This is a genomic window from Streptomyces sp. NBC_01478 (assembly GCF_036227225.1).
In the GTDB taxonomy this organism is placed as follows: Bacteria; Actinomycetota; Actinomycetes; order Streptomycetales; family Streptomycetaceae; genus Streptomyces.
This window is the reverse complement of record NZ_CP109444.1, coordinates 4331381-4353889: the sequence shown is the minus strand read 5'-3', so window position 1 is coordinate 4353889 and position 22509 is coordinate 4331381. Positions and strand designations below refer to the sequence as shown.

The 22509-nt window shown below is 69.6% G+C and carries 14 protein-coding genes and 1 tRNA gene; 12 read left to right on the top strand and 3 right to left on the bottom strand.

What is annotated here, in order from left to right; all coding sequences use genetic code 11:
• Positions 1–507 precede the first annotated feature (507 nt).
• Together OG223_RS19485 and OG223_RS19480 are read left to right on the top strand one after the other, a co-directional pair.
• On the top strand, positions 508–6930 hold the full coding sequence (locus OG223_RS19485; RefSeq protein ID WP_329250033.1) for an RHS repeat-associated core domain-containing protein: 6423 nt from the start codon (positions 508–510) through the stop codon (positions 6928–6930).
• Positions 6931–7001: 71 nt separating this feature from the next.
• On the top strand, positions 7002–7292 hold the full coding sequence (locus tag OG223_RS19480) for a hypothetical protein (protein ID WP_329250030.1): 291 nt from the start codon (positions 7002–7004) through the stop codon (positions 7290–7292).
• A gap of 257 nt (positions 7293–7549) precedes the next feature.
• Here the strand turns inward: OG223_RS19480 and OG223_RS19475 are convergent, their stop codons facing one another.
• On the bottom strand, positions 7550–8623 hold the full coding sequence (locus OG223_RS19475; RefSeq protein WP_329250027.1) for an ATP-grasp domain-containing protein: 1074 nt from the start codon (positions 8621–8623) through the stop codon (positions 7550–7552).
• A gap of 601 nt (positions 8624–9224) precedes the next feature.
• On the opposite strand from OG223_RS19475, the gene OG223_RS19470 reads away from it, so the two are divergent.
• The 9 genes from OG223_RS19470 (at position 9225) to OG223_RS19430 (ending at position 18622) form a co-directional block, all read left to right on the top strand.
• Positions 9225–10361: an FAD-dependent oxidoreductase gene (locus OG223_RS19470; protein WP_329250025.1), complete on the top strand. Its 1137-nt coding sequence runs from the start codon at positions 9225–9227 to the stop codon at positions 10359–10361.
• A gap of 6 nt (positions 10362–10367) precedes the next feature.
• On the top strand, positions 10368–10988 hold the full coding sequence (locus OG223_RS19465) for a hypothetical protein (protein ID WP_329250022.1): 621 nt from the start codon (positions 10368–10370) through the stop codon (positions 10986–10988).
• Positions 10988–11767, top strand: a complete 780-nt coding sequence (locus OG223_RS19460; protein ID WP_329250019.1) for an aldo/keto reductase — start codon at positions 10988–10990, stop codon at positions 11765–11767. The genes OG223_RS19465 and OG223_RS19460 overlap by 1 nt, the downstream gene beginning before the upstream one ends.
• Positions 11768–13045 carry a condensation domain-containing protein gene (locus OG223_RS19455; RefSeq protein ID WP_329250016.1) on the top strand — a complete coding sequence of 426 codons (1278 nt, stop codon included), beginning with the start codon at positions 11768–11770 and terminating at the stop codon, positions 13043–13045.
• Between the two features lie 99 nt (positions 13046–13144).
• Positions 13145–13396 (top strand): phosphopantetheine-binding protein, encoded by a 252-nt coding sequence (locus OG223_RS19450; RefSeq protein WP_329250013.1) that lies wholly within the window; start codon positions 13145–13147, stop codon positions 13394–13396.
• Positions 13397–13444: 48 nt separating this feature from the next.
• Positions 13445–14902 carry an AMP-binding protein gene (locus OG223_RS19445; protein ID WP_329250011.1) on the top strand — a complete coding sequence of 486 codons (1458 nt, stop codon included), beginning with the start codon at positions 13445–13447 and terminating at the stop codon, positions 14900–14902.
• A gap of 27 nt (positions 14903–14929) precedes the next feature.
• Positions 14930–16099, top strand: coding sequence for a GNAT family N-acetyltransferase (locus OG223_RS19440; protein WP_329250008.1), 1170 nt, complete (start codon positions 14930–14932; stop codon positions 16097–16099).
• Positions 16092–17345, top strand: a complete 1254-nt coding sequence (locus tag OG223_RS19435) for an MFS transporter (protein ID WP_329250005.1) — start codon at positions 16092–16094, stop codon at positions 17343–17345. Before OG223_RS19440 ends, OG223_RS19435 begins: the two co-directional genes overlap by 8 nt.
• Positions 17342–18622 carry an argininosuccinate synthase-related protein gene (locus OG223_RS19430; RefSeq protein ID WP_329250002.1) on the top strand — a complete coding sequence of 427 codons (1281 nt, stop codon included), beginning with the start codon at positions 17342–17344 and terminating at the stop codon, positions 18620–18622. The genes OG223_RS19435 and OG223_RS19430 overlap by 4 nt, the downstream gene beginning before the upstream one ends.
• Positions 18623–18645: 23 nt before the next feature.
• Here OG223_RS19430 and OG223_RS19425 read toward each other — a convergent pair whose 3' ends face one another.
• Both OG223_RS19425 and OG223_RS19420 read right to left on the bottom strand, forming a co-directional pair.
• Entirely contained in the window at positions 18646–20361 is a 1716-nt protein-coding gene (locus OG223_RS19425) for a hypothetical protein (RefSeq protein ID WP_329249999.1), read from the bottom strand.
• A gap of 142 nt (positions 20362–20503) precedes the next feature.
• A tRNA-Arg gene (locus OG223_RS19420) sits at positions 20504–20576 on the bottom strand.
• A 323-nt stretch (positions 20577–20899) separates the two neighbouring features.
• On the opposite strand from OG223_RS19420, the gene OG223_RS19415 reads away from it, so the two are divergent.
• Positions 20900–22507, top strand: coding sequence for a dynamin family protein (locus tag OG223_RS19415; protein WP_329249995.1), 1608 nt, complete (start codon positions 20900–20902; stop codon positions 22505–22507).
• Positions 22508–22509 lie beyond the last annotated feature (2 nt).

Genomic DNA, 22509 nt, shown 5'->3' with positions numbered 1-22509 from the left:
TTCTCCTTGGCTGTGAGGGGGGATTGAAGCATCCGGAGATCTCGTGACGCCAGCCTCGGTCTGTCGCCGCCCCCAAGGTCCGATCAATTCCGGCGGAATCAGGAGTAAATCGCGTAGTGCGCCCGTAGTCGGCTCGAATCGATAAGGATCGGACTTTACGTGACCCGGTGCGGATCAGGCGCGCGATTCGGGCAATTCGTAAGTCGCCGCACCGGGATCCGTTTCTCGACTCGCGGCCGGTGTTCACATTCTCAGTAAACGTGATTCAAGTCACTCACGTAAGGAGACTGTGAAGAGTCGATTGGTATTGATCATCCGTTTTGCGGGGCTGTCGGCTGACCGTGAAGGCCGTTTAACGTGCACCTTTGATCAGGCTGTGACTGGTGGCCACTTCACCGACCACCCAATGTCATGGCCTGTTCACTTTGCTTTCCTGGTGTGATATGGGCCGGTTTTGTTGGTTTGGGGGGATGGTCCGTGCGTTTGAGGCGCAGACACAGATCGAACTTGTCGTGGGCGTTGGCCGCGGCAGTGGCCACGACGCTGTTGGGGGCACCGGCGGTCGAGGCCGCGGCGGCGGTCGTCACGCTGGCGCCGAAGCCGGTGAACGTACCTGCCGAGACGTCCGGGAGCGTGCCGCGTGACGGCGCGGAGCCGACGCGGACCGAGCCCGTCCGGGCGACCTGGCCGAAGGCGGCCGAGGCGCGGATATCCCTGTCCGGCATGGCGGCCGGCAAGTCCGCTCCGGTCACCCCGGCGGCCGGCGGCAAGGCGACGGTCCAGGTCGGACCCGCCTCGGCGGCGGCCCTCGTGTCGTCCCTCGCCGGGACCCGGTCACCGCTCACCGCCGCCCCGAAGGACGTCGACGTCAAGGTCCTCGACCGCGCCCAACTGGCGCCGGCCGGCGGCACCGGCGTGGGCGTCCGGGTCACCCGGCGGGACGGCACCGGCACTCCGGGCCCGGTGCGCGTCGCCATCGACTACTCCGGCTTCAAGGACGCCTACGGCGGCAACTTCGCCTCCCGGCTGCGCCTCGTCGCCCTGCCCGCGTGCGCACTGACCACACCGAAGGCCAAGGGCTGCTCGCACGACACCCCGAAGTCCGTGCCGATCACCAACGACACGGCGAAGAACACGATCACGGCGACCGTGCAGGCCGACGGAGACCCGGCCGCCCGCGTCTCGGTGATCCAGCCCAACGGCTCGACGCTGTCGCAGTTCCAGTCCGCCCAGACCCTCGCCGCCGCCACCACCGACTCCGGGACGGTGTACGCGCTGGCGTCCGGCTCGTCGTCCGACGCCGGCGACTACCGCGCCTCCCCGCTGAGCCCGACCGGCTCGTGGAACGTCTCCAAGGGGTCGGGCGCGTTCACGTACAACCTCCCGATCGACGTACCGACGCCCCCGGCCGGCAGCGCGCCGAGTCTGTCGCTCAACTACAACTCGCAGTCCGTGGACGGCATGACCTCGGCCGTGAACACACAGGCCGGGACGGCCGGCCTGGGCTGGGACCTGGGCATCGGCTTCATCGAGCGCCGCTACCGCGGCTGCCAGGACGACGGCACCGGCACCGGCTGGGTCGGCGACCTGTGCTGGGACTCGCCGAACTCCACCACGGAGCCCGACGGCGCGGTCTACGTCATCAGCCTCAACGGCGTGACCTCGCAACTGGTGCAGGACAACGACGGCACCGGCTGGTACCACGTCCTGGACGACCCGGGCTGGCGGGTGCAGCATCTGTCCGGCGGCTACGGCTCGGACGACGAGTACTGGGTGGTCTCCACCCAGGAGGGCATGCGCTACTACTTCGGCTGGGGCCGCTCGGAGCGCCAGACGGGCACCGCGACCAACTCCGTGCTGACCGTCCCGGTCTTCGGCAACAACCCGGGCGAGCCCGGCTACAACGGCGGCGTCGGCGTCTCCACCCAGGCGTACCGCTGGGGCCTGGACCGGGTCGTGGACCCCAACGAGGTCGAGACGGCCTACTTCTACGAGAAGGAACAGAACAAGTACCGCTCCGTCCTGCTCACCGACCAGGCCCGCACCTACGACTCCGCCGCCTACCCGGTGCGCATCGAGTACGGCTGGGCCTCGCAGATCGCCGGCGCGCAACTGCCCGCCCAGGTCGAGCTGCGGTACGTGGGCCGCTGCGTGGAGCGGATGAACGACACGGACCCACTGGCCAAGGAACCGGACCCCTGCCCGGGCATCTCCAGCAACCCGAGCTCGTATCCCGACGTGCCCACGGACCTGATGTGCGACGGCACCGACGGCTGCAAGTCCATCACCGGTGAGACGTACTCGCCGACGTTCTTCGCCACGAAGATGCTGTGGGACGTCAAGACCTGGGTCCGGGACAACGACAGCTCCGCCTGGGACCCGGCGATGCAGTACCAGATGAAGTACGGCCTGCCGAACCCGGACGGCGTGATCGACGCCAACCTCTGGCTGGACTACGTCCAGCGCCGCGGATACGGCAACGGTACGGACATCACCCTGCCCACCATCAACATCAACGGCGAGTGGCGGGACAACCAACTCGGCGGCGGCGTACTGAACTTCCGGCGCGTCACCCAGATCCACGGAGACCTGGGCGCGTTCACCAACGTCACCTACCGGAACTACGACGACCAGGACACCTGCGACATCAACAGTCCGCCGTCCGAGTCCAACAACACCCAGGCCTGCTTCAAGCAGCGCTGGGTGCCCGAGGGTTCGACCACCGAGAAGACCGGCTGGTTCAAGAAGTACGTGGTCGCCAAGGTCAGCGTCGACCCCGGACCCGGAGCGGGCACCGCCAACGACGGCGACCCGGTCATGACGACGACGTACGACTACGTGGGCAAGCCCGCCTGGGCGTACCCCAACGACCCGCTGGTCAAGGACGCGAACGAGTCCTGGACCGACTGGCGCGGCTACCAGCAGGTCGAGGTCCACACCGGCACCAAGGACAACGCCGCCTCCACCTACTACTGGCTGTACCGCGGCATGGACGGCGACCGCACCTCCAAGACCGACTCGTCGGCCACCCGCTCCGTGACCGTCGACGACGGTGACAGCGGCAGCGCGGCGAAGACCGACTCGCCCTGGCTGGCGGGGCGGATCCTGGAGGCCAGCGACCGCGACGGCACCGGCCAGTCGCACAAGCGGGTGTGGCACGAGTACTGGGCCTACGACACCGCCCAGTACGACGGCCTGCCCGACGCCCGCTTCGTGCGCGAGTCCAAGACCACCACGCACGACCTGACCTCCGCGGGCTGGCGCGAGCACATCGTCAAGGACGAGTACGACGACGCGGACGCGCGCAGTTCGACGTACGGCCGCCCGGTCCGCACCAACGACTGGGGCCTCAGCTCCTTCGACGACAACCGCTGCACGACGTACGGCTACGCCTACAACACGGACCTGTTCCCGAGTTCGCAGGTCCAGCGCTGGATGGTGCTGCAGGACGACGTGCGCCACTACGAGGCGGACTGCGCCGCCACCGACCGGCTGAGCAAGCAGAACGGCCACGCCGTCAAGCTCTTCGACAACGCGGCGCTCGCGACCGGCAGTGAGCCGGCCGCCAACAACAAGCCCGGCGACGCCAACATCACCACCGTCCTGAAGTACACCGACGGAACGAACTACCGGATCACGAAGTACGGCTACGACGCGGCGGGCCGGACCACGTCGACCACCGACGGCAAGAACAAGACCACCACGACCCTCTACCAGCCGAACACGTCCTGGCCGGTCAGCGGCGTCAAGGTCACCACTCCCGACCCGGACGACACCGGTCCCGCGACCGCGCAGTCCACCACCACCTGGTCGTCCCGGCTGTGGGGCATCCCGCAGCAGGTCCTGGACGCGAACGGCCAGACCACCCGGACCGTGCTCGACGCGGTGGGCCGCGTCGTCCAGGTCTTCAAGCCGGCCCAGATCGCCAACTACCCGGACGGCACGCCGACGGCGAAGTTCAGCTACACGATCACCACGTCCGACAACAGCGAGGGCGTCCCGGACCTGGTGTCCACCGTCCCGCCGAAGGTGACGACCCAGCAACTGCTCTCCGGCTCCACGTTCATGACCAGTTACACCTACACCGACGGCCTGGGCCGCACCCGCGAGACCCAGACCCTGGCACCGACCGGCTCGGGCCGGACCGTCGTCTCCACCCGGTACGACACCTCCGGCAACGTCACCGGCACCAGCGCGCCGTTCTACAACGCCTCCACGGCCGGCTCCGGGATGGTGCTGCCCACGGTGGCGAACCTGCCCTCGTACACCGACCTGCTCATCGACTACGCGGGCCGCACCACCCAGTCGCGGCTGATGGCGCTGGGCAACCCCCAGGCCCAGCGGCAGACGCTGAACAACTACCACGGCGACTACGTCACCGAGATGCCGGCCGTCGGCGAGCGCAGGAACGTGTACAACGACGTCTTCGGCCAGACCTCCAAGATCGTGGAGTTCGGCGGGTCCACCTACACCACCAGCTACGAGTACGACCGCTCCGGCCATCTGACCAAGCTCACCGACGCCAAGGGCAACATCTCGACGTACGAGTACAACTGGCTCGGCGAGACGACCAAGTCGGTCGAGCTGGACACCGGCACACGGCTGACGCAGTACGACGCCAACGGCCTGGTCCAGCAGACCACCGACGGCAACAACGCCGTCCTGACCTACGCCTACGACAACCTGAACCGGCCGCTCACCGTGTCCAAGGGCAGCACCGTGCTGACCCGCAAGACCTACGACACCGCGACCGGCGGCATCGGCAGGTCGGCCACCTCCACCTCGTACGCGGGCGGCTACGCCTACACGACCGAGGCCGTGAAGTACGACGCCAACGGCCAGTTGACCGACAGCAAGGTCACCGTCCCCACCGACGGCAACGGGCTGCAGGGCACCTACACCGCGACCTACGGCTACGACGCCGCGGGCCACAACAACACCGTCGCCTACCCCGCTACCGCCGGGCTGCCGGCGGAGACGGTGACCACGTCGTACGACGCGTCCGGTCTCGAGGACAAGGTGACCAGCAGCATCAGCGGCACCACCTATGTCGACGGCACCGACTTCGACTCCCTCGGCCGCCTCACCGGCCGCACCTACGGCGTCACGGGTGCCGCCAACAGCGCCAAGCGCGCCTACACCTACGAGGACACCACCGGCACCGGCTGGCTGAAGAACATCACCACGACCACCACGGCCAAGGGCACCGTCCAGAACGACGACTACACCTACGACCTGGGCGGCCAGATCACCGATCTGAACGACAAGACCACCGGCCAGCACCAGTGCTTCAACTACGACGAGCTGAACCGGATCTCCAAGGCGTACACCACGCTGAGCACCAGCGGCTGCACGGGCCCGTTCGCGCCCGACCTGGCCACCGGCACGGACCCGTACCAGCTCGACTACACCTATGACGGCGCCGGCAACCTCCAGAAGGTCACCGACACCAAGTCCACCGGCGCCGAGGTCAACGACTACGTCTACCCCGGCTACTCCGCCGACCAGTCGACGTACACCCCGGGCGCGACGCGTCCGCACGCCGTCTCCACCGTCAAGACGCCGACCGGAACCGACAGTTACGGCTACGACAACGCCGGCCAGATGACGTCGAAGACGGTGAAGGGGGCGAGCACCACACTCATCTGGAACGAGTTGGGACAGCTCGTCCAGACCACGGGTGCCTCGGCCACGTCGTACGTCTACGACGCGGACGGCAACCTGCTGCTCCGCAAGGGCGGCGCGGCCACGGTCCTCTACCTGGGCGGCCAGGAGATCCGCAAGGCCGGCACCACCCTCACCGGCACGCGGTACTACGCGGACGGCGCCAGCACGGTCGCGATGCGCACCTCGGGCACCGGCGCGACCGTCACCTGGGTGATGTCCGACCCGCAGGCGTCGACGTCGGTGACGGTGGACTCCGTGACCAACGCCGTCACCCGCCGCCGCTACCTGCCCTTCGGCGCCCAGCGCAGCGGAACCCTGCCGAGCGGCACCGACCACGGCTTCCTCGGCAAGAGCGAGGACTCCGACACCGGGTTGTCCGTCCTGGGCGCCCGGATGTACGACACGAAACTCGGCCGGTTCATCTCCACGGACCCGCTGAGAACGCCGTACACACCGCAGAACATGAACCTGTACAGCTACTCGATGAACAACCCGATCGCCTACAGCGACCCGACCGGCCTGGAGCCGCACACCGACCCGTGCCTGTACGACCTCGCGGACTGCCCGAAGGACGTGCAGGAGTCAGTGGGCTACGACCCCGGCTCGGGCAAGGTCTACCCGGAGAAGGGCACAGCGGTCGGCGACGGGTCGATCAACGAGTGGATCGCCAAGGGGAAGAAGCAGGACACGTCGAAGAAACTCAGCGAGAAGACCTTCGACTGGCTGAAGAAGAATCTCGGTTACTCCGGGTCGCAATACATGAGCAGGGGCGAGGCAGCCGCGTGGTTGCAGAACGCGAAGGACGAGTGGAAAGGCGCGATCAACGCGTTCGCGGGCTGCTATGTCCTCTCGACGGGGAGTTCCGACCAGTGCAAGAAGGCCGTCCAGCACGACTACAAGGACGTCTTCGAGAAGGACGAGGACAAGCCCTGGTGGTCGACCGCATGGGATCACGTGAAGGGGCACATCGGAGATGTGGTCTCCATTGTCCTGACCATCGGCTGCACGGCTGGTGTCGCCTTCGTGACCGGAGGTGTGGGCGTCCTCGCGGCCACTGCCTGCGCGGCGGGCGCAGCCGCTATCGGAGGTGCCATCAACTACCGAATGTCTGACGACAAGAGGACCTGGGGCGGGTATGCGGAAGCCACCATCTGGCCGGTTGCTACCAGCGTTGTCACCGCGGGCGCCGGGGGTATGGCGACCAGTCTGACTGCCCGGTCGGCGCTCAGCGGGGCCGCGTTCCGTATGATGCTGGGTCGCTAGCGCGGCCGGGACTCATGGCCTGGCCGGGGCCTCCGGGCCCGGGCCAGGCCATGTAGTGCGAGGAGAGAACAATGGGCCGGATCAAACGAATATTCTTCGCAGTCGATCGAGCCTTCGGCGGGCATCTGCCCCCGTCCGAAGGCCGTAAGCGGGCCGTTCAGCATCCGCTGCGCTTCGGCGTCGTCGGTGCCGTGTTCTTCGGCGGGGTGGCCGCGTTGGCCATCGGGCGGATCGATCTCCCGACCGTCCTGTACTCGCTGGTCATGGGCGCGCTCGTCAGCCTTGGCGTCATCGGTGAACGCAAGCGGATGATCCACTACGGCTTTCTGCCCCGTCCGGACCGGCCCGCCTCGCGCCGCTAGTGAGACGTCGAGGGGAGGGCGGCAACAGGTCCGTAGCTGTGGAGGACACGGCGCCGTCGCTTCGCGAACTCGCCTGATGGCGGGGACCGTCCGTCAGCGGGCTCCGGTGAACCGCCGCACCTCAGCGCCAGGGCCCGCCCCGGCCGTACGGCCACCGGATCCAGCCCCTTCGGCACTGCGCCGGTGCGGCGGTGCGCGGACGGGCCCGGCGTCAACTCGTCGCCGGGCCCGCCCAGTTCACCTCGGCCGCGGCCGGTTCACCTCGATGGTGTGATGTCGACGGACATGTCGGCGACCGCGGCCACGAGAGATGCCTCGCACTCGTCTGCCGATGGCGCCGTGACGATCGCGTAGCCCAGGCGGGCCATGTAGCCGCGCGGGGGAAGCGCGACGGCCGTGCCGGTGGGGAGGAGTGTTCCGGTGGCCACGAGGTTGGGGTGGTGGGCGGGGCTGGGGAGGGTGACCGCGTTGAACGTCCCGTCCTGGTCGGCGTAGACGATCTGGTGGGCCGCGCTGCGCCGGACCGCCCGTTCGACGAGGGGCGGTTCCCCGCAGGCCACCCGGGCCGCGATGGTCGCGCCGTCCAGTCCCGTCGCGAGTTTCGCCAGGTGCGGGACGAAGTCGCCGGCGAGCCGTCCGTTGACCTCGATGATCACAGGGCCGGCCGGAGTCAGTCTGATCTCGGTGTGTGTCATGCCGGTACGGATGCCGAGCGTCGTGTGAGCGGTCCGCAGCATCTCGATCAGGTCGGCGTCGAAGAGCAGCGGGTCGTCGGAGTTGATGGTCTGGCCGGTCTCCTCGAAGAACGGCTCCGGCCCGAAGCGCTTCCTGATGATGTACAGCGGCTCCAGTCGTCCGTCGACCACGACGGAGTCGACGGCGATCTCCGGGCCGGCCAGGTACTGCTCCACCAGCGCGCCGCCGCCGTGCCGTTGGGCGCCGTCCCGCGCGGCCGAGGCCGCGACATGGAACCCGTCCTCGATGTCGGCCGTCGAGCGGACCATGATGACGCCGATGCTGCCGGCCAGCCCGCGGGGTTTGAGGACCACCGGGTAGCCGAACTCCTCACCGATCGAGGCGGCTTCCTTCGCGGTTCTGGCGAAGGCGAAGCGGGGCTGCCGGACTCCGCCGGCCGTGAGCAGGTGCCGGGTCCGTTCCTTGTCGCGGCAGTTCTCGGCGACACCGTCGCCCAGCGACGGGAGGCCGAGCTCGTCGGCGATCCGGCAGGTGGCGGAGAGGAACATCTCCTCAAAAGTGAGTACGCCTCGAACGGCGACCGATGAGGCCAGTTTCCGCACGGCGTCGAGCAGGAAATTGATGTTCGAACTCACTTGGGCAGAATTCAGGCGGGGTATCACCGTGTGTCCGGATATGTACTCCCGCTGCCACGTGGGTTCCTGGTCGGAGAGCAGCCAGATGTGGCTTCCGGAGAGCGACTGGAACAGTTGTTCCCGGTATTCCCTCGGACCGGTACCCACGACGAGAAGGAAAGATTCCGTTGACATAAGCCCCCCAGCGCTGAATTTGAAGAGAGTTCGCCCGCGCGAAGTCTCGACAATTACCTGAATCCCCGTCGAGCGCACGAATGCGGAGACGGACAGGCGTCGGGCCGGGTTGCCCCCAATGCGGCTCGCAGATGGCAGACGTTACGACTCGAGGAGCGTTGTGCGCAACTGTTTTGAGTCTGCCTCGGGAATACCGTGACCTGTGCCGAAATAACCCATATAACTCCGGTCGCACCTTCGGTTCGTTGCCGGAGTGTCAGTGTATGGTTGCTCAATGTTTACCGCAGGGACACCTGTGGTTTAGGGTAATCGCGGGGGCGGTAGTCCGACGCAGTTATGCGATTGATGGCCTGACATGTCGGGATCGGAAGGGGCCTGGGCCGGCCTTTGCCAGCTCCTTCTGCCTACCTGAATCTATGGGGGATTCATGAATTCAACTCTGCTTTGCGACGTCGTCGTGGTCGGCGCTGGATTTGCCGGACTCATGTGCGCGGACCGACTCTCCAGGCTCGGTTACACGGTCACGATCGTCGAGAAGGCGCCGGCCGCTCTCGCGGGAACCAGCAGCCGGAACGAGGGGTGGCTGCACGCCGGCACTTACCACGCGTTGTCGGTCCGCGACCGCCGTGAGGCAGCGGCCGTCGCCAAGCGGTGCCGCTTCGGCTGGGAGGAGATCCAGCGCCGCTTCTCCGAGTGCGTGGAGGCCGAGAAGGGCAAGGCCGTCGCGATCCTTCCCGAAGCAAAGCTGGCGGAGTCGCTGAGCAGATGGGAGGAGGCCAGGGTCGGGCATGTGCGGCTGAGCGCCTCGCAGTTCGGGCACATCGCCGAGCACGTCCGCGTCGGAGCGGACGAGGCGGCCTTCGCGGTCGACGACCTCGGGATCAACACCCCGATGCTGGCCGCCAGCCTCATCGCCGAGCTGCGCAACCGCGGCGTACGCATCCTCCTGGGTGCCCGGATCCTCGGCCGCTCGGACGACCTTCTGCACGTCGCGACCGCTGACGAGGCCTTCGATCTCGCCCACCGGTTCATCGTCTGCGCGGCCGGCTTCGAGACGGAACGTGCCTGCGCGGACCTGGAGATCCCGCCGGTGCAGGTCCGGCTCTGGCGGAGCCACCTGGTGACCGCGCCCAAGGTGGCGCCCGTGTCGGTGTTCGGCGTGGCCCCTCAACAGGCCGCGATGATCAACCACGGGGCCTGGAGCATCATCGGGTTCAACGAGGACGCGACCCTCGTCGACCGGCCGACGTTCGACGTGGACCCCGTGATCGCCGACCGGCTCGAAGAGGCCGTGCGGTGGCGCTTCCCCAAGGCGGACCTGAGCGCCGCGAGGCGGACCGCCTGCGTGAAGGTCGACTACGCGGTGCACGAGAACAGCGTGCGGTCCCTGAACGTCCGCATGCTTCCCGTCCTCGACAACGCCGTGGTCGTGCTGCCCGGGAAGATGACCGAGGCCCCCTACAGCGCCAACGTCGTCGCCAGCCACGTCTTCGAAATGCTCGGCCAGGGCGGTGTCACGGCCCGCCCCATCGACACCTACGAGTTGACCAATCAGGGGAGCTGACCGGAAGTGCAGGACAAGATCATCGGCCTGATGGACGAGCACCGTCGCAGGAACGCGTTCCTGACGCTCGCCGAGATGGCCGCCCTCGCCGGGACGAACACCGTCTTCGACCCGTTCTCGACGCTGATCGCCCGCGATGCCGTGATCGGTGAGGGCAACACCTTCTTCCCGGGTGTCGTGGTGCAGTGCGACGGCGGGACGATTTCCATCGGCAGCGGCAACGCCTTCTACCCGTCGACGCTGGTGATCGCCGCGAACGGCGGGCGGATCGACATCGGGGACGCGTGTTCCCTCGGCCCCGGCGGTGTCCAGATCAAGGCCAACCAGCCCGGCTCCGTACTGTCGGTCGGCAACCGCGCCCGGCTGCTCAACGGCGCCGAGATCGTCGGCTCCAGCGTCATCGGCGACGGCGCCCAGATCATCGGCGCCATCGCGGCACAGAGCGTTCAACTGGCCGGAGGCGACGACTTCACCGGCCCCGACCCCGACCACCGCGGCGCCGTGCTCAAGGGAGCGGGCCTCGCCCGCGGCACCCGGCTCCAGGCCGGTGACGTCGTGAACGGCCTCGGCGACTTCGCCGCGGCGACCGTCGAGCGCCAGCTCGCCTACCACCCGCGGAGCAAGTGATGAGCAGCACGTCGACCCACCGGGTGCGCGGAGTCGAACTCGGGCTCGGACTCATCGGTATCGGCCGGCCGTGGCCCACCCCGGAAGCCGCCGTGATCCCCGCCGAGCAGGCCCGGGCCCTCCTCGACCGGGCGATCGAGCTGGGCATCCGCTTCTTCGACACGGCCGCCGCGTACGGCAGGAGCGAGGAGGTGCTCGGCGAGTACCTCGGCGACCTGCCCGCCGCCCGCCGCGAGGAACTGGTGATCGCGACCAAGTGCGGCGAGGCCTGGCCGGCCCCGGAGGGCGCGCAGCCGGACCATTCGCTCGGCGCCCTGGAGAAGAGCTTCGAGCGGTCCCGTCGGCTGCTCGGCCGTGTCGACCTCCTCCAGTTGCACAAGTGCACGGTCGACGACCTGCGCGACGAGCAGCTCCTGGCCTGGTTCGAGGGCCTGCGGACCGCCGGAGAGGTCGGCGCCGTAGGAGTCAGCGTCTCCTCCGAGGCGGCGCTGCGCGCGGCACTCGACGTGGCCGTCTTCGACACCGTCCAGTTCCCGGCGAACTCGGCCAACGCCGGCTTCACCACCGCGTTCGCCGAGGCCGAGCGCTCGCACCTGCCCCTGCTCAACCGGCCCATGGCGTCCGGCGCACTGGCCGGCACCGGCAACCCCTTCGCCTTCCACACGGCGGCCTTCCGGCGAGCGGTCGTGCTGACCGGCACCACCCGCATCAGCCACCTGGAGGCGAACGCGGCGGCGTTCGCCTCGGCCCTCGAGGCGACCACGGACCAGGACCTGTAGATGACCACCACAGACATTCCGACGACGGCCGCGACGGTCCGTCCCCTGTCACCCCAGCAACGTCGCATGCTCGAGTTCATCGGCGGACGTACGGACTCCTACTACCTGATGGTCGAGGCGTTCGTCCTCAAGGGCGAGCTGGACGTCGCCGCCCTCCGGCAGGCGGTCCTGCGCGTCCTGGACCGGCACGAGGTGCTCCGCTCCGGGTACCCGGCCGACCAGGACGGATACCGGACCATCGGCTCCGCGGCCGGCCTGATCGACCGGATCTGGACCGAGGCACCCGGAGAGGGCTTCGACTCCGCCGACGAGGCGCTGGCCGCCGGCCTCGACACGGCGACCCGCCCCATGGGCCTGGACGACGAACCCCCGCTCCGGATGTGGCTGACCCGCCTGAACCCGGCCGAGGCCGTCCTGATCGTCTGCGGACACCACATGGTGTTCGACGCCTGGACGTTCATGCTGTTCTACGAGGACCTCGCCGCCGAGTACCGGGCCGTCACCACCGGTGGAAAACCACGCCGCCTGCCGCCGCAGTACGCCGACGCCCAGGCACCCCACGACGACCGGGCACTCGACGGATGGTCCACGCTCTTCGGCCGCCGGTACCGCGAGACCAGGGCACTGAACGCCGCCGCCGGGACACCCAAGGGCCCCGGCGCGGTCCACCGCCGCACCTGGCCCGGGCTGAGTGCCGGAGTCGTCGGCGCGGCCCGAAGGCACTCGGTCACCCCGTTCGTCATCGCCTCGGTCGCGATGCTCCAGGCCCTCGCGGACGTCCTCGGCGACCAGGAGGCCGTGTTCGGCTCCGCCTACGCGGGCCGCACCACGGCGGCCTCCGCGAACGCGCTCGGCTACTACTCGACGACCCTGTTCGTCGGCGAGGACCTCGGCGCCCACCGGTCGGTGGACGAGATCGTCGCCTCCGTCGGCAGCGGCCTCAAGCTCTGGCACCACAGCGCGCGCATCCAGTGGGAGGACCTCCTCGCCCGCTACGACGCGGACGACCTGTATCCGGTGAAGTTCGCCTTCCAGCCGAAGGAACTGGCGGAACGGCAACTGCGACTTCCCGGCATCGAGACGTCGAGGACCAGCCGCAAGAAGGCGAACCTGTCCGCGCGCCGGCCGGTCAACCTCATCGGCTCCTACGACGCCGACGCCGTCTCGGTGTCGATGATCACGCGCACCGACGTGCTCACCGACGAGCGCGCGGCGGCACTCGTCGACGGCTTCGGCCGACGCCTCACGGCCCTCACCGAACCCGACCCGGCCCACTAGCCGCCGGGCCCGCACCCAACTGCGGGGCCGGGCCCGCACCCCATCACCACAGGCACGGCATCACCACAGGCACCGCCGTGCCAGAAACGGAGAACACCAGTGCAGTCCGAACTCGATGTCATGGAGAAGAAGATCGCGGCCCTGTGGGCGGAGGCCCTCGGCCTCGACAGCGTGGCCGGTGACGAGGACTTCTTCGACCTGGGGGGCACCTCCATCACGGCCATCCGGCTGCTGCCCGAGATCGCGGAGGAGTTCGGCGTCGAGCCGAGCATCGGCGTGATCTTCGACCACCCCACCGCACGCGAGATGGCGGCCGCGCTGGCCGAGCTCGGTGCCGAGGCCGGGGTCTGACCGAGACGGCCGCCGCGCCGCCACACGCAACCGAAACGGGGGACAATTTTGAGTACACGGCAGTCCGGCAGACCGGCGACGCATCCGGTCGTCGGCCTCCTCGAACAGGCGGTCGCGGCTCGTCCGGAGGGCATCGCGATCGAGACGTCCGACCGGACGATCACGTACCGGGAACTCGGCGACGAGGTGGCAGACCTCGCCGCGTGGTTCGGTGCCCAGGGGGTCGTACCCCAGGACCGGATCCTCATCAGGGCCGAGCGCGGCAGCGGCTTCGTCACCGCTCTGCTCGCCTCCTGGTCGGCGGGGGCCGTGCCGGCGCCGGTCGACGGCGCGCACCCGGAGGCCCGGATCGCCCGCTACCGCAGGGCCGCCCGGCCCCGCTGGGTGCTGTCGCCGGCACCGGAGCCCGCTCTGGTCCGCCTCGACGACGGCCACGCGCCGGCGCCCGACGACGGCCTGAGCCACATCCTCTTCACCTCCGGCACCACCGGTGATCCGGCCGCGGTCGCCGTCGGGCCCGAGCCGCTGCGGGCGATGTCCCGCTGGTACGCCGAGCAGTTCGCCCCCGGCCCCACCGACCGGGTCGCCCTGCTGGGCGGGCTGGGCCACGACCCGGTCCTGCGCGACCTGATCGCCGCGCTCCTGGGCACCGCGACCCTGGTCGTACCCGACCCCGAAGTGCTCGGCAGGCCCGGCCGGTTGGCCGCCTTCGCCGAACGCGCGGAACTCACCGTCCTGCACTGCACACCGGCCCTGCTCGAGTTCGGCCTGCTCCTGGGCACCGACCCGGACCACCGGCTGCCACGCCTCCGCCTGATCCTCTGCGGCGGAGCCCCCCTGCCCGGCGAGATCGCGGAACGGACCAAGCTCCTCTGCGACACGGCCCGCCTCCTCAACGTCTACGGCACGACGGAGACGCCGCAGATCGCCGCCGCCCACGAGCTGCGCGCACCGCGCGGCGAGGGGGAGCACGTGCCCATCGGCAGCGGTGTGGCAGGCGCGGTGGTCCTGCTGGGATCCGAACTCCCCGGCACCGGCCCGGCCGCGGACGAGATCGTCGTCCGCAGCAGGAACCTGGCACTCGGGTACCTCGACGACAAGCGGTCCGCCGACCGCTTCCGGCCCGACCCGCTCGGCGAGGAGGGCTACCGGCTCTACCTGACCGGGGACGTCGGCGCCCGTGGGGCCGACGGCGAACTGCACGTCACCGGCAGGGCCGACCGGCAGATATCCGTCAACGGCTACCGGGTCGCCCTCCAGGAGATCGAGGCCGCGGCCACCCGCCACCCCCAGGTCGCCCGGGCGGCCGCGGCGCTGGAAGCGGGCCCGCGCGGAGACGTCCTCGCGCTCACCGTCACCGTCCGGGACGGGAGCTCCCTCACCCCGGCCGAGCTCCGTCGGCATCTGCGCGGTGAACTGCCCGCGCACGCCGTCCCCTCGGCGGTCGGCTTCGGCGAGTCCGTTCTCGATCCCAACCACAAGACACGCCTCGTATCGAACGGCTGAGCAAGCGTCACAGAAGAGGATTCACCGATGCATCACCCCGAGATACAGAGGTTCACGAAGATCGAGGAGGTACCGGAGAGCGTCTGGCGCGACCTCTCCGAACCGAGCTGCCTCTTCACCACCCGCGACTGGAGCCTGACCCTGCGGCGCTCCAACCCGGCCGTCCCCGTCGAGTTCTGGGCGGCTCGCGACAGCGCGGGCTGGCTGCTGGGCATCCCCGTCCACATCTACCCGGAAGCGCCCGGCCGCTCCACCTACGACGTGTGGTCGCTGCACCGGCACGATCTCCGGCCCCCTGCGGACTCCTTGCACCGCTCCCGCCCGCACGTCCTCATCGGGACCCGCAACGGTCAGCGCAACGGATTCCTGCGCGCGGCCCGTCGACCGGACCCGGAACTCGCCGGGCGGCTCCTGCGGGCGATCGCGGACGAGCACCGGACGAGCGTCGTCGGCATGCTCTACCTCGACCGGCCGCTCCTGGACGCGGTCCGCGGCCAACTCGCCGACTGGCACGCGGGATTCGTGGACGCGGCGGCCGAACTCCGGGTGCCGGACGGCGGAACGGGCGTCGAGTCCTTCGCCGACACGGTCTCCGACAGCCGGACCCGCGGCCGGATCCGGGCCGAACTCCGGACGATCGCGGGCGAGGAGCCGGCCGTGCGCATCGACTCGGCCAGTGAGATCCATGCGCTGGCACCGACGCTGGCACCCCTGCTCGTGAGGCTCAACCGGCGCCACGGCCAGCCGTCGGACGAGGCGAGCATGACCGCGTACATCCGTGCCACCGCGGACTCCGGCCTGCGGCCCCGACTGTTCGTCACCGGAAGCCTCACCGAACCCAGGGCCTTCTCACTCGGCGTGCGCGACAACCGGTTGATGTCGGTCCGCGTGGTCGGCCTCGACGAGGACCGGCTCGGGAACCGGGCCACGGACTACCCGCGCGTCCTCGTCTACGAGCCGCTGGCGTACGCGGGCCGCGCCGGCGTACGGGCCGTCGACCTCGGCGTCGGAGCCCTCTACGCCAAGATGCTCCGGGGGGCGCGGGCGGTGCCGCTGTACAGCCTCGTCCGGCTTCCCGAGGACCTCGGTGTCACCATCGCCGCCGGGGGAGAGAAGCTGCGGCTCGCCGACCTTCGTGCCGGGAGCCCGAAGCTCTCCGAGGAGACGCTCCTCGGTTGGGCGGTCGACCATGGCTAGCCAACTCCTCGCGGACGAACAGCACATCACCTGGAAGCAGTTCAACAACTACTGGGCGAGCCAGTCCTTCGCCCAGGTGGCCGGCCAGGTCCTCAACGTCGGATTCCCGCTCATCGCCGCGGAGGTCCTCGACCTGAGACCGTCCGAGGTCGCGTTCACCACCTCGCTGCAGTTCATCCCCTACCTCGTCGTCACCCCCATCGCCGGCATCGTCGTGGACCGCGTCAACCGCATCCGGCTGGTGATGACCTGCCACGCGCTGCGCGCGGTCCTCCTCGCCCTGGTCGGACTGCTGGCCGTCAGCGGTTCCCTGACCGCGCCGGTGCTCTGGCTCACGGTCTTCCTGGCCGGGGCGCTCAACGCCCTCGCCAGCGTCGGCACCCTCGCCCTGGTCCCGGACCTGGCCCCGGAAGGCGGTCTGGCCAAAGCCAACAGCCGCCTGCAGTTCTCCATGTCGATCACCCAGGTCATCGGCCCCTCGGCCGCCGGCCTCCTGCTGGCCCTCTCCGGGAACCTGGTCTTCTTCGCCATCGCCCTGGCCTTCGGCCTGGCCGCGGCCATGATCGTCCGCACCCGGGCCCGCGAGATGGAACGGAACGAGGGACCCGCGGAATCCTGGACGGCGACGATCGTCGCCGGGGCCCGGTTCGTGCGCCGGACCACGACCCTGTGGGTGCTGCTGCTCCAGATGACCCTGTTCAACCTCTTCGAACAGGCGGTGATCACGCTCTTCATGCTGTTCGCACTCCGCGAACTGGACCTGGACTCCGCGCAGGTGGGTCTCGTCTTCGGCGCGGGCGCGATCGGATCCGTGGCGGGCGCCTGGCTCGCACCGCGGTTCAGGAGCGCGCGCGGCATCTCGGCCGTCCTCGTCCTCTCCACCGCGCTGGCCTCCGTCGCACCGTGCGCGCTGCCCTTCGTCCCGGAGGGATCGCCCACCGTGGCGATGGCCATGAGCGGACTCACCTTCTGCTTCTACGGATTCGGGCTGACCGTGTTCAACGTCCACTCGAACACCCTCCGCCACCACCTGGCGCCGAGGGAGCTCCAGGGCCGGCTCGCCGCCGTCTTCAGGACCAGCGCCTTCACGTCGATCGCGCTGGGGGCCGCCCTGGGGGGCCTGCTCGCCGAGCACATCCCGTTCCGGACCGCCATCGGGATCGCCTGCGCCGGCCTGGTGTCCGCCTGTGTCCTGTTCGCCGTCCTGTTCACGCGCGCCACGAGCGACGCGACGAGCACCTCATGACCACCGACCCATCGTTCGTGCCGTCCACCGGCCAACCCGGAAAGCGTGCCGTGCCCAAGCCAGCGAAGATCATCCGTTCCTTCCGCCAGCTCAGCCCCGATGTCCTCCGCCCGGACGCCCCGATCGTCACCCTGTTCAGCGGCGGGCTGGACAGCACGTACCTGCTGCTCCGCCTGCGGAACTCGGGGTTCACCAACGTCCACGCACTGAGTGTCGACCTCGACGAGGACGAGACCCGGGAACAGAAGCAGCGCATCGCCGACGAACTCGGAGTCCGTCTGCACATCGTCGACGGCCGGCAGGTCTTCGCGGAGGAGTTCGTCCGCGCCGCCATCAAGGCCCAGGCGGTCTACCTCGACACCCACCCGGTCAGCTCGACCCTCAGCCGCCCGCTCATCGCCCGCTGCGCGGTGGAACTCGCCCGGGAACTCGGCGCCGCGGCCGTCCTGCACACCGCCAACCGCTCGCAGAACACCCTGCGGCGGCTCAACGGCGCCCTCACCCTGCTGGGTTACGACGGTTGCTACGGCAGCCCGTACGACCTCGAACCCGTCGACCGCGACCAGAAGATCCAGGAACTCAAGGAGGTCGGCCTGGACCGGATGAGCGAGCGCATCGTCAGCGGCGACTCCAACCTGTGGTGCCGCGAGTTCGAGTCCGGCATTCTCGACGACCCCGAGGACCACGCCGTACCGGAACACCTGTACCGCTGGAGCCGGACGGAGGCCGGACACCGGCCGGAGACGCTGGAAGTGCGCTTCCACGAGGGCGAACCCGTCGCGCTCGACGGTGTGCGCAAGCCGCTCCTCGACATCGTCGACGACCTGAACGCACGGGTCGGCGCCTTCGGGATCGGCCGCTACAGCGGCTTGGAGCACCTCGACAACGGCGAGAAGGTACTGGAGATCCGGGAGATGCCGGCCGCCTGGCTGCTGCTGCGGACCTACCGCCACCTGGAGACCGCTTCCCTGGGGGCGGAGACAATCCGCGAGAAGATGCACCTCGAACAGTTGTGGGTCCGGGAATCCCTGGAGGGCCGCTGGTACGGCGAACTCCACGGCGCTCTGCAGGCCTTCATCGACATCTGCGCACAGCACGTCAGCGGAACCGTGCGCTGGAGACTCACCACCGGAGGCGCGGAAACACGGTCCATCGTGGCGGACCAGCCCCGCTATCTCCGGGACAGGGAGGTGTGGGAGAAGGACTCGATCCGCGCGGAGAACGCTCCCTACCTCGCGGCACGGCAGGACGCCGGGGCGTTCTCCCAGAAACGCTGAGAGGACGAACCGGCGTCCTCCGCCTACCCCTTCGGCACGCGGATGTCGACGCTGCTCAGCGTCTGCGGCCGGTCCGTGAACACCCTCAGCCGGACCCGCAGACGCTTCCGGTCCGGGAGGGCGTAGCTTCCGCCGGCGGGCACGAGTTCGTAGCGCGCCGACTGGTGGGGGCCCAGCACGGCCGGGCCGCTGCGCACGGTCCAGTACGAGGAGGTGCTCTCGCCGGTGCTGGAGGCGAAGTGCGGAGTCAGCGCGGTGTCACCGGAGTTGGTGGCCCGCACGGTGAGCCCGTGGATCCCGCCGCTGTCGCCCCGTACGCCGCTGACCGTCAGCCGGAGCGGTGGCCCGCTCGCGGCGGCGACGGCCACGCATACGGCGGCCGGCGCCAGCACCGCCGCCGCCACCATCGCGCTGACGACCCGTCGCCGGCCGAACGGCAGCCGGGGCTGCCAGGCCGAGGCGAAGTCGGAGCTGGTGACGGTGGCGGCGGCAGCGACCCACAACGGGGTCATCAGCAGGTAGTAGCCGTCCTGTGAACGCGTGGCCAGGTAGAACGCGCACCACGGCAGGACGACGGCGGCCGGGCCCAACCGCCGTACGAAGAGGGCGAACAGGGTGAGCAGTCCGGCGGCGAGCAGCATGCTGGCGTACGAGTAGAAGTCCAGTCGGCTGCTGCCGTCGGAGAAGTAGTACGACAGGCCCATGATGCCCTGGCCGTGCAGGATCCCGTGCTGCCTGAACGGCAGGGCCAGGCCGGTGATCCAGGCCCGGGGGCTCTGCGCGATGAAGTAGGCGTTGGCGGCCAGGGCCACGACCGCGGCGATCGCGGTGAAGCGTGCGACCACGCCGAGCGCCGCCCGCGCCGAGAGCTCGCCGCGCCGTACCGCGTAGACACCGACGAGCAGGAACGGCGTGAGGAACCAGGGCAGTTGGTGGGTCGCGCAGGCGGCTCCGAGGAGCCCGGCGCGCACGATGTCCGAGCGGCGAAGCCGTCCTCCGGCGCCGATCGAGGGCCATCGGACGACCACCGGGATGAGCAGCACGAGTGCCGAGATCGCCGGGTAGCCCATGGCCGCGTAGCCCTTGAGCATGGGGAAGCCCAGGCAGACCGCCGTCGCGGCCGACCGCCACGGTGTCGGCAGCAGCCACCACAGCACCGCGGCGCCGACGAGCAGCATGAGGGTCGGGACGAGCGTGGCCGCCTTCGCGCCGATCACCGCGTACACGGGGGCGTTCAGCAGTACGGCCAGGGGCGGATACGCGAAGGAGTAGTCCGCGCCGCCCGACATCGTCTTCGTCACACCGACATGGCTGCGTTCGAATATCCAGGGCCATTCGTGCCCGTACACGGCGTGGCCGTGCACCAACTCGTGGGTGGCCTGGGTCATCAGCACCGTCTCGTCGTTCATCCCGCCGCCGAGGACGTACGAACACAGCGCCAGCACCATGCCCAGGAGCAGCACCCCCGCGTCGACCAGTACGAGCGTGCGACGCCTGCGCACCGCGAGGGTCAGGATGCCCAGGATCAGGATGCCGGCGTACCCGAGCATGATCACTGCGCCGACCTTGGGCCGGGAAGAGATCGCCGTCGACCATTCGCTGCGGGTGCCGATGAACAGGCTGATGACGGCGAGCAGGGTGATCGCGCGGTGCAGCGGCGCGGGGCCGCCGGTCGACCGCGCCGGACTCGGGTGGATCAGGGGGGCGTGGGTGGCGACACCGCCGACCGTATTGCTCATGTAGGGCACACCTCAAGCAGGCCGATCATGATCGGCTGAGACTGCTCTTGTAGTAGAAGCTGGCCATCTTATCCGTGCCGGTGGCGGAGTTCTCCGAGGCGGAACCGGGCCGGACGGGGTGGGTGCGTACAGACGCTGTAGGCGCCCCCGGCAGGACTCGAACCTGCGGCCAAGCGCTTAGAAGGCGCCTGCTCTATCCACTGAGCTACGGGGGCCGGGTGTGGTGGCCTCGGTCGTGGTGTGCCCCGGTGTGGGCCGGGCCGTGACGTTGCCGGGGACAAGGATAGGGCTCCCGGGTCCTTGTCCCTGTTGCTTCACCTCCGTGGCTCGATGTGGAGGTTCAGTGAAGCGGTCCTGATAATCGCAGGCAGGTACGAATCGTGCATCGCTTTTGGTGCCCGGCGCCACGGGTGTTGTGCACTCGTTATGCCTGGACTGTGCCCTTGCCCCAGTCATCCCTTCCGTCCGTTGTGTTCCGTCGGCGCGCAGGCATGCGCATATGCTTCAGAATTCCCCCAAAATTGGGCATTCTTCACATGTGGTGACCTTGGACGTACGGCCTCAGCTCCTCGACGCACTCTCCGCCCTGCGCGACCGTGTCGCCGCCGCACGCTTCCCGCTGCCCCTGGCGGGGGCTCCACGCGCGCGTGCCAATCGCGACGAACTGCTCGCCCAGCTCGACGACTATCTGGTGCCCCGCCTCAAAGAGCCCGAAGCGCCCCTGCTGGCAGTGGTGGGCGGTTCCACCGGGGCGGGGAAGTCGACCCTCGTCAACTCCCTTGTCGGGCGCCGGGTCAGCGAGGCCGGCGTGCTGCGGCCGACGACCCGTACACCGGTGCTGGTCTGCCACCCGGAGGACCATCACTGGTTCAGCGGGATGCGGGTCCTGCCCGACCTCACGCGCGTGTGGGTGCCCCATCAGGACCCGGGGGACGAGTTGCTCCTCCCTGGTGAGGACGGTATGCGTGTGCTGCGGATCGAGACCGCCGACACCCTCCCGCGCGGAATCGCCCTCCTGGACGCGCCCGACATCGACTCCCTGGTGGCCGACAACCGGGTGCTGGCCGCCGAACTCATCTGCGCCGCCGACATCTGGGTCATGGTCACCACCGCCGCCCGCTACGCCGACGCCGTGCCCTGGCATCTGCTGCGCAATGCCAAGGAGCACAACGCGACCCTGGTCACCGTGCTCGACCGGGTGCCCCACCAGGTGGTGTCCGAGGTGTCACGACAGTACGGCGCCCTGCTCGCCAAGGCCGGCCTCGGCGACGTACCCCGCTTCACGGTGCCCGAACTGCCCGAATCCGCCTGGGGTGGGGGGCTGCTTCCGGCCAGTGCCGTGGCGACACTGCGGAGTTGGCTCGTGCAGCAGGCCCAGGACCCGGGCGCCCGGCACCAGGCGATGGCCCGCACGGCCTACGGCGTCCTCGACTCGCTCAAGTCCCGGATGCCCGAACTGGCCGGCGCCGCCGCCGCCCAGTACGCCGCCGCGCTCCGGCTCACCGCCGCCGTCGACGGGGCGTACGACAGCGAGCACGCGCGCGTGCGGGGGCGGTTGCAGGCCGGGGCCGTGCTCGCCGGGGACGCGTTGAAGCGCTGGCGCGCCTTTCCGCTCGACTGTTCCGCGGGTGAACTGCTCGACGCCCTCGCGGAGAGCCTCGCCGCCCTGCTGCTGTGCGCCGTCACGGCCGCCGACGAGCGCGTCGACGACGCCTGGCGGCGTGAACCGGCTGCCGGTGCCCCCGAACTCACCGACCGCGACCCCTCGTTGGAGAGCGCCGAGCACCGGATCGGGATGGCCGTACGACGGTGGCGGCGCGAGCTGGAGGAGTACGCCGAGGAGGAGGTGGCCGACCTCGACCGGAGCGTCGCGCCCGATCCCGAGGTGGTCGCCGCCCTGGTCGCCACCGCGCTGCTGGGCGGCCGCAGGGCGCGGTCCGCGGGCGAGGGGCTCGCCGAACGGATCGGCGCCCACGGCGCGTTGCGGCTGCGCGACCGGGCCGGACGACTGCTCAACGACCACCTGGACCGGGTCGTGCACACCGAGCGCGAACGACGGCTCGCCCCGCTCGACGCCCTCGACGTGCACCCCGAACCCCAGGCCGAACTCATCGCCGCGCTGTCCGTACTGCAGAAGGAGAGGTGACC

Coding starts and splice junctions, on each gene's coding strand:
- OG223_RS19470 (WP_329250025.1), top strand. CDS start 9,225: ATGAATTCAACTCTGCTTTGCGACGTCGTCGTGGTCGGCGCTGGATTT.
- OG223_RS19455 (WP_329250016.1), top strand. CDS start 11,768: ATGACCACCACAGACATTCCGACGACGGCCGCGACGGTCCGTCCCCTG.
- OG223_RS19460 (WP_329250019.1), top strand. CDS start 10,988: ATGAGCAGCACGTCGACCCACCGGGTGCGCGGAGTCGAACTCGGGCTC.
- OG223_RS19435 (WP_329250005.1), top strand. CDS start 16,092: ATGGCTAGCCAACTCCTCGCGGACGAACAGCACATCACCTGGAAGCAG.
- OG223_RS19430 (WP_329250002.1), top strand. CDS start 17,342: ATGACCACCGACCCATCGTTCGTGCCGTCCACCGGCCAACCCGGAAAG.
- OG223_RS19480 (WP_329250030.1), top strand. CDS start 7,002: ATGGGCCGGATCAAACGAATATTCTTCGCAGTCGATCGAGCCTTCGGC.
- OG223_RS19425 (WP_329249999.1), bottom strand. CDS start 20,361: ATGAGCAATACGGTCGGCGGTGTCGCCACCCACGCCCCCCTGATCCAC.
- OG223_RS19440 (WP_329250008.1), top strand. CDS start 14,930: ATGCATCACCCCGAGATACAGAGGTTCACGAAGATCGAGGAGGTACCG.